Origin of the sequence: Saccharopolyspora sp. 7B, assembly GCF_020177435.1 — a bacterium.
Classification (GTDB): domain Bacteria; phylum Actinomycetota; class Actinomycetes; order Mycobacteriales; family Pseudonocardiaceae; genus Saccharopolyspora_C; species Saccharopolyspora_C gregorii.
This window is the reverse complement of sequence record NZ_JAIUKC010000109.1, coordinates 2,571-10,299: the sequence shown is the minus strand read 5'-3', so window position 1 is coordinate 10,299 and position 7,729 is coordinate 2,571. Positions and strand designations below refer to the sequence as shown.

The following is a 7,729-nucleotide window of genomic DNA, read 5'->3' as shown; positions in this document are numbered from 1 at the left end:
CCCCCCGGGGGGCCCCCCCGCCGCCCCCCCCCCCCCGGGGGGCCCCCGGGGGCCCGGGGGCCCCCCCCGGGGGGGCACCCCCCCCCGGCGGGGGGGGGCCCCCCGGGGGGGGCCCGCCACCGTTGTCGTCCGGTTCCGGGTCAGGCCTGTTCGAGCCCCGACAGCTGCTCGATCACGTGCGTCACCAGCGGCGACAACGTCGCCATCCCGTCCCGCACCGCGGCCCGGGATCCGGCCAGGTTGACCACCAGCGTGCTGCCGGACACCCCGGCCAGCCCGCGGGACACCCCGGCGTCGACCGCTCCCGCGGCCAGCCCCGACGCCCGCAGGGCCTCGGCGATGCCGGGCACCGGCATGTCCAGCACCCCGGAGGTGGCGTCCGGCGTGACGTCCCGGGGCGAGACCCCGGTGCCGCCGACCGTGATCACCACGTCCACGCCGCCGATCACCGCGGTGTTCAGCGCGTTGCGGATGTCCACCGTCTCCCCGGCCACCGCGACGGTCCCGTCCACGATGAATCCGGCTTCCTCCAGCAGTTCGGTCACCAACGGACCGATGCTGTCCTCCTGCTCGCCCTGCGCGGCCCGGTCGTCGACCACGACCACCAGGGCGCGTCCCAGCCGCTGCGCGCTGCGTTCCATGCCGTTCACCGTAGTGGCAAGGAGTTCCGGGGGGAGATCCAGTGACTCGCCGGGCTCGACGAGCCGGGCGCGCTGCTGCTGGTTCCGGTGCGGGATGACGTGGCCGTTGCGTTCGGACATCTGTCGCGTTCTCCTTGTCACCGCGGCCCGGGCCGGGCCGTGCGGGGCTGGCCGCGGACGCGGCCGGGTGTCGTGCGGACCTACTGACCGGCGAGCACGACGTCCACCGTGCGCTCGCCGCCGTCCGCGCCGGTCAGGGTCACCTGGACCTTCTGGCCCGGCTGGTGGGAGCGGACCGTGGCGACGAGGGCGTCCGCGTCCTCGATGAAGCGCCCGTCGAACTTGGTGATCCGCTCGTCGTTCCGGATGCCCGCCTGCTGCGCGGGCCCGTTCGGCACCACCTGGCGCACCACGGCGCCGCCCCCTTGCGCGCTCTGGATGCTCACGCCGAGCGTGGTCTGGGTCGCCGCGCCGGTGTCCTTGAGCTCCTTCGCGGTGCGCTGCGCCTGGTCGATCGGGATGGCGAAGCCGAGGCCGACCGAACCGCCCTGCTCCTGCTCCCCGGACCCGGGGCTGTAGATGGCGGAGTTGATGCCGACGACGCGACCGTCCATGTCGACCAGCGGGCCACCGGAGTTGCCGGGGTTGATCGCGGCGTCGGTCTGCAGCGCGTTGAGCACGCTGTCCTGGGCGCCGCTCTGCCCGCCCGCGCGCACCGGGCGGTCCTTGGCGCTGATGATGCCGCTGGTGACGGTGCCGGAGAGCCCGAACGGCGAGCCGATCGCCACCACCGGGGCACCGACCGGCAGGTCGTCGGAGCGGCCGAGCTCGGCCGGGGTGAGACCGGTGATGTCGGCCTTCACCACGGCGAGGTCGGACTTCGGGTCGGCGCCGACGATCCGGACCGACGCGGTCCGGTTGTCGTTGAACATCGCCGTGAGCCTGCCCTGCCCGGCACCTTCGGCGACGTGGGCGTTGGTGAGGATGTAGCCGTCCTGGCTGAGCACGATCCCGGAGCCCTCGCCGGAGCCCTGCGCGCTCTGCATCTGCAGCTGCACCACGCTGGGCAGCACCTTCTCGGCGACGCCCTGCACCGAGCCCTTCGGCGCGACGCTGGCGCTGCGCGCGGGCTGCTGCTGGTCGAGGCTCGTGCCCTGGGATTCCGCGCCGGACGAGCCGAGGCGGTAGCCGACGAAACCGCCGACGCCGCCACCGACCAGGCCGATCGCGAGCGCACCGACGAGCGCGGTGGCGACGAGCCCGTTGCGCTTGGCAGGCCGGTGCTGCTGCACGGGGACCGCGCCCATCGGCTGCTGGTACCAGCCCTGCTGCTGGTGCGGCGCGCCCATCTGCGGGTACTGGCCGCCGGGAGCGCCGCCCATGCCGGGCTGCTGCTCGTAGGCGCCGTACGGCTGGGGCTGCTGCCGGGTGGCCGCGGGACCGCCGGGCGGTTCCTGCCTGCCGGGGTCGGCGTCGGGCGCGAGGCGCGGCTGCTGCTGGGTGCCGGACTGCTGCTCGAAGGCCCCGGCAGGCGGCGTGTCGCCGGTCGCCTGCGGAAGGTGGGCGGTTCCGCTGCTGTCTGCCTGCTGTCGCGGGTCTTCGGACGGTTCGCCCGAGCCGCGCTGGGGCTGGTCGCTCATGTTCCCCACTTTGGGGCATTCAGCTGAGAACCGCCTGAGACCCGCCTGTGGAGTGCCGGACGAATCCGCGCCAGTGCCGAACGTCACACCCTCGATCGAGAGCGCGACGCCCGGACATCGATCACCCGGCGTAGCGGGCGGCGGCCGATCAGAGCGCCTGGAGCCGGTCGGCGATCTGCTCCGGCGTCACGTCGTTCACCCACACCGCCATGCCCGACTCGGACCCGGCGAGGTACTTCAGCTTGTCCGCGGAACGCAGCACCGAGAACAGCTCCAGGTGCAGCCAGGACAGGTCCCGCCCGGTGCGCACCGGCGCCTGGTGCCACGCGGCGATGTAGGGCAGCGGCCGGTCGTAGAGCCCGTCGAGCCGGCGCAGCACCTCCAGGTAGGTGGTGGCGAAGTCGTTGCGCTCCTCGTCGGTGAGCGCGACGAGGTCGGGCACCTGGCGGTGCGGCACCACGTGCACCTCGACCGGCCAGCGGGCGGCGGCGGGCACGTACGCGGTCCAGTGCTCGGAGTCGACGACGACGCGGCGCCCGGAGGCGCGTTCGGCGGCGAGCACGTCGCCGAGGACGGGCCTGCCGTGCTCGGCGAGGTAGTCCTCGGCGGTGCGCAGCATCCGCTCGGTCTTGGGCGTGACGAACGGGTACCCGTAGATCTGGCCGTGCGGGTGGTGCAGCGTCACCCCGATCTCCTCGCCCCGGTTCTCGAAGCAGAAGACCTGCTCGACGCCGGGGGTGGCGGAGAGTTCGGCGGTGCGGTCGGCCCAGGCCTCGACGACGGTGCGGACCTGCGCGGGGCTGAGCTGCCCGAAGGAGGTGCCGTGGTCGGAGGTGAAGCACACGACTTCGCAGCGACCGCGCGCCGGCCCGGTCGGCACCATCGGAAGTCCGTCCACGGTGGACGGATCGGGGTCGGCGGCGGCGAAGGACGGGAACTGGTTCTCGAAGACTGCGACTTCGTAGTCGGCCTCGGGGATCTCGGTGAGGCGTCCGGGCGTGCTCGGGCACAGCGGGCACTGGTCGGCCGGCGGCTTGTAGGTGCGGGTCTGGCGGTGGGCGGCCATCGCGACCCATTCCCCGGTGAGCGGGTCGCGCCGCATCTCGGAGACGGGGGGCCGCGGCGGCAGGTCGCGGGTGTCCGCGGCCGCGCGCTCCCGCGCCGGATCGGTGTCGAAGTAGTAGATCTGCCTGCCGTCGGCCAGTTCCCGGACGGTGCGCTTCACCGCGCGGCCTCCTGATCGCTGCCGGCCTGGTCGGGGCCGGACTTGTCGGGTGCGGAATCGGCGGTGAGCACCGCTTCGGCGATCACCAGTTCGTGGACTTGCTCGGCGAGCAGCTGCCGGGCGTCGTCGGGCAGCCCGTCGTCGGTGATCAGCACGTCGACCTCGGCGAAGTCGACGATGGTGGAGATGCCGACGGTGGACCACTTGGCGTGGTCGGCGACGACGACGAGCCTGCTGGCGGCTTCGGCGAGCGCCCGGTTGGTCTCGCTCTCGTTGAGGTTGGGGGTGGTGAACCCGGCGCGGGGCGCCATGCCGTGCACGCCGAGGAACACGAGGTCCAGGTGCAGGGACCGCAGCGACTGCACCGCGACGGGTCCGACGAGCGCGTCGGAGGGGGTGCGGACGCCGCCGGTGAGCACGACGGTCCGGTCGGTGCGCCCGCGCTGCTGCAGCACGTCGGCGACGCGGACCGAGTTGGTGACGACGGTGAGGTCGGGGATGTCGTCGAGGTGCCGGGCCATGGTCCAGGTGGTGGTGCCCGCGGACAGGCCGATGGCGGTGCCGGGCCGGACGAGCGCGGCGGCCTCGCGCGCGATGGCCTCCTTCTCCGCGAGCTGGCGGACCGACTTGGCTTCGAAGCCGGGTTCGTCGGTGCTGCGGCCGAGGGTGGAGGTGGCGCCGCCGTAGACCTTCTCGACGAGGCCCTGGCGGGCGAGCGCGTCGAGGTCGCGGCGGATGGTCATGTCGGAGACGCCGAGGCGCAGCACGAGCTCGCTGACCTGCACGGCGCCGGTGCGCCGCACCTCGTCGAGGATCACTTCCTGGCGTTGGCGTGCGAGCACTCCACCCGTCCCATCCAGCCGACCCGGAGCGCTGATCCCCGGGCGGGCGCTGCGTCGGTGCGCGTCCTGTTCATGAGGATGCTGCTGAACTTGACGCGTCAAGTCAACATGAACCAACACTACCCGTGATGACGCGGCCGAAAAATCCGGGTATCGATCGAAAGCACGCACCAAAGATGTTCGATGCTGTTGGATTTTCGGACGGATTGCGCCGGATGGGCGCTTCCGGTCGGTACGAGGATCACACGGCGGCACCAGCGGCCGCGGAACGGGGGACGGCGCGTCCGCCCGATCCGCCCAGCGCCGCCGCCGGTCCACCCAGCGCCGCCGCCGATCGGCTCAACCGCCGCACGCGGTCAGCCGACGTGCCCCGGCAGGACCATCCGCAGCAGCGCGCCGCCCTCGGGCGCCGCACCGGCCCACACGCTGCCGCCGTGCCGCTCCGCGACCTGCTTCACGATGGACAGCCCGAGCCCGGAACCGGGCAGCGTGCGCGCCAGCGACGACCGGTAGAACCGCTCGAACACGTGCGGCCGGTCCGCCTCGGCGATGCCGGGCCCGCCGTCGGAGACCTCCAGCACGACCGAACCGGCGCCGTCCGGGTAGAGCTGCACCCGCACCGTGTCGCCGTCCCGGCTCCACTTGGCGGCGTTGTCCAGCAAGTTCAGCACCGCCCGCTCCAGCGCGGTGGCGTCGCCCATCATCGACCAGGGCTGCAACCGCACGTCGAACTCGACGGGGCCCGCGCGCCTGCGCGCCCGGTTCAGCGCGCGCTCCACGACGTCGACGAGCTCGACGGGTTCGTGCACGGCCTGCGGGGCGTCCTCCCTGGCCAGTTCCACCAGGTCCCCGACGAGCGCGGAGAGCTCGGTGATCTGCCCGCGCACGTCCTCGAACATCTCCTCGCGGTCCTGGTCGGACAGTGCGGGCGCCCCCGGCTGCGCGGCGGCCATCAGCAGTTCCAGGTTGGTGCGCAACGAGGTCAGCGGGGTGCGCAGCTCGTGACCGGCGTCGGCGACCAGCCGCCGCTGCCGCTCCTGCGATTCGGCGAGCGCCCCCAACATGTCGTTGAACGAGGTGGTGAGCCGGGCCAGCTCGTCGTCCCCGGACACCGGGATGGGCCGCAGATCACCGGTGAGCGCGACGCGTTCGGTGGCCGCGTTGAGCCGCTGCACCGGCCGCAGCCCGGCGCTGGCCACCGCGGTGCCCGCGGCGGCGGCGAGCAGGATGCCCGCCCCGCCGATCACGACGAGCACCAGGCTCAGCTGCGCGAGCGTCGCCTTCGTGGGGCCGAGGGACTGCGCCATGACCAGCGCGCCGTTGTCGGCGGGCACCGCCACGATGCGGCTGTTGGTGGCCTCGTCGGTGCGGATGGAGCGGGGCAGCTTCCCCTGCGCCACGGCGAGTTCCAGCGGCCCGGACGGCGGCCGCTGGCTCGGCGCGAGCTCCGCCCCGTTCGGGTAGAGCACGCTGATCTCCAGGTTCGCCGCCGTGTAGAACGCGACCGGAACGCCTTGCAGCCCGGCGGGTTCGTCGATCAGCGGCCCGGACTCGGCTTCGACGGCGCGCCGCAGCAGGCTGTCGTCGAGCTGCTCGTAGAGGCTGTCGCGCACGGTGAAGAACGCGCCGAGGGACACCAGGGCCACGGCTCCCGCCACGGACAGCGCGGCCAGCAAGGTCACCCGGTTGCGCAACGAGATCCGCTGCAACCGGCCGCGGTCGCCGGTGCCGCCGGTCTCGGCGTCGGGAGCGGGCGGGGCGGGCGCCGTCACGGCGGGGTCTCGCGGAGCACGTAGCCGACGCCGCGCACGGTGTGGATCAAGCGGGGTTCACCTTCGGTCTCGGTCTTGCGGCGCAAGTATCCGATGTAGACCTCCAGCGCGTTGCCGGAGGTCGGGAAGTCGTAGCCCCACACGTCCTCCAGCAGCCTGCTGCGGGTGAGGACCTGCTTGGGGTGCGCCATGAGCAGTTCGAGCAGCGCGAACTCGGTACGGGTGAGGCTGATCGGCCGGTCGCCGCGGCGCACCTCGCGGGTTCCGGGGTCGAGCTGGAGGTCGGCGAAGCTCAGCGCGGGCGGCAGCTCGTCGCCGTCGTCGGCGGACGGGGAGGCGCGGCGCAGCAGCGCGCGCAGCCGGGCGAGCAGCTCCTCCAACGCGAACGGCTTCGGCAGGTAGTCGTCGGCGCCCGCGTCGAGCCCGGCGACCCGGTCGGACACGGCGTCGCGGGCGGTGAGCACCAGGATCGGCAGGTCATCGCCGGTGCTGCGCAACCTGCGCGCCACCTCCAGGCCGTCCAGGCGGGGCATCATGACGTCCAGCACCATCGCGTCGGGCCGCTGGTCCGCCAGCTGGTCCAGGGCCTGTTGACCGTCCGCGGCGAGCTCCACCTGGTAGCCGTTGAACTGCAACGAGCGGCGCAGGGACTCGCGCACGGCCCGGTCGTCGTCGACGACGAGGATGCGCATGCGGACAGTGTTGCGCGTAGTTCTGAGATGAACCTGAGAACCCGCAGCGGCGCGGCGCGCCGCCCACCTCGATGTGACGCAGACCGCGCCCACCGGGCACGACACCGGGCCGCACCGGCGGATCAGCGGGTTCCCGGCGGCTTCCCCGCGGGACGGCGCCCTCCACCGGGAGCGGGTAGCCACCGGGGAGAACGGTCCCGCGGCGAGGAAGCCGCCGCGCCCTACGCGCGGGGACCCGCGATCACTTCTGCTGGAAGTACGGGATCAGGTTGCGGGGGACCAACTTCTTCTCGCCGTCGATGACGACCGGCACCAGTTCGGGCGCGGTCGCCTTCCACTGCGAGCGGCGGTGCCGGGTGTTGCTGCGGGACATCTTCCGCTTGGGAACGGCCATGCGGTTCTTCCTCCTCGATCAGGTGGTGCCGGGGTTCGGCGGTGCCGGGTCCAGCGGCGCCGGGATTCGGCGGGCACGGGTCCAGCGGTGCCGGGTCCAGCGGTGCCGGGTTCAGCGGCGGCGGTCGCCGTAGCGGCGCCGGAACTTCTCGACGCGGCCCTCGCTGTCGAGCACCCGCTGGTTGCCGGTCCAGAACGGGTGCGAGTCGGCGGTGATGTCGACGACGATCAGCGGGTAGTTCTGCCCGTCCTCCCAGGTGACGGTGTCCTCCGAGGTGGCGGTGGAGCGGGTCAGGAACCGGGTGCCGGTGGAGCGGTCCTGGAACACGACGGGGCCGTACTCGGGATGGATGTTCGGTTTCACGATCTCCTCCTGTGCTGGTCGTTCCGGTCGCGCGCCCGGGGTTACCCGCCGGGCGGGGGGGGGGGGCCCCCCCCGCGGGGGCGGCGGGGGGGGCGGGGGGCGGCGGGGGGGGGGGGGGGGCGCCGGGGGGGGGGGGGCCGGGGGGGAACGGGGGGGGGGG

8 protein-coding genes are annotated in these 7,729 nt (G+C 73.5%); all 8 read right to left on the bottom strand.

Annotated features, from left to right (window positions below; translation table 11 throughout):
- Nucleotides 1-140 precede the first annotated feature (140 nt).
- The 8 genes from LCD33_RS17695 to LCD33_RS17660 all read right to left on the bottom strand — a co-directional run bounded on the left by LCD33_RS17695 (nucleotide 141) and on the right by LCD33_RS17660 (nucleotide 7,569).
- Nucleotides 141-641: a molybdenum cofactor biosynthesis protein B gene (locus LCD33_RS17695; protein ID WP_184476585.1), complete on the bottom strand. Its 501-nt coding sequence runs from the start codon at nucleotides 639-641 to the stop codon at nucleotides 141-143.
- Nucleotides 642-841: 200 nt separating this feature from the next.
- Nucleotides 842-2,281: a S1C family serine protease gene (locus LCD33_RS17690; RefSeq protein WP_224967882.1), complete on the bottom strand. Its 1,440-nt coding sequence runs from the start codon at nucleotides 2,279-2,281 to the stop codon at nucleotides 842-844.
- A gap of 148 nt (nucleotides 2,282-2,429) precedes the next feature.
- Nucleotides 2,430-3,506, bottom strand: a complete 1,077-nt coding sequence (galT, locus tag LCD33_RS17685; protein ID WP_224962889.1) for a galactose-1-phosphate uridylyltransferase — start codon at nucleotides 3,504-3,506, stop codon at nucleotides 2,430-2,432.
- Complete coding sequence (locus LCD33_RS17680; protein ID WP_224962887.1) at nucleotides 3,503-4,348, bottom strand: DeoR/GlpR family DNA-binding transcription regulator; 846 nt, start codon at nucleotides 4,346-4,348, stop codon at nucleotides 3,503-3,505. Before LCD33_RS17680 ends, galT begins: the two co-directional genes overlap by 4 nt.
- A gap of 356 nt (nucleotides 4,349-4,704) precedes the next feature.
- Nucleotides 4,705-6,120: a cell wall metabolism sensor histidine kinase WalK gene (locus LCD33_RS17675; protein ID WP_224962885.1), complete on the bottom strand. Its 1,416-nt coding sequence runs from the start codon at nucleotides 6,118-6,120 to the stop codon at nucleotides 4,705-4,707.
- Nucleotides 6,117-6,812 carry a response regulator transcription factor gene (locus tag LCD33_RS17670; protein ID WP_224962883.1) on the bottom strand — a complete coding sequence of 232 codons (696 nt, stop codon included), beginning with the start codon at nucleotides 6,810-6,812 and terminating at the stop codon, nucleotides 6,117-6,119. Before LCD33_RS17670 ends, LCD33_RS17675 begins: the two co-directional genes overlap by 4 nt.
- 241 nt (nucleotides 6,813-7,053) lie before the next feature.
- Nucleotides 7,054-7,206: a 50S ribosomal protein L32 gene (rpmF, locus tag LCD33_RS17665; protein ID WP_224967884.1), complete on the bottom strand. Its 153-nt coding sequence runs from the start codon at nucleotides 7,204-7,206 to the stop codon at nucleotides 7,054-7,056.
- A gap of 111 nt (nucleotides 7,207-7,317) precedes the next feature.
- Entirely contained in the window at nucleotides 7,318-7,569 is a 252-nt protein-coding gene (locus LCD33_RS17660) for a type B 50S ribosomal protein L31 (protein ID WP_224963330.1), read from the bottom strand.
- Nucleotides 7,570-7,729: the final 160 nt, after the last annotated feature.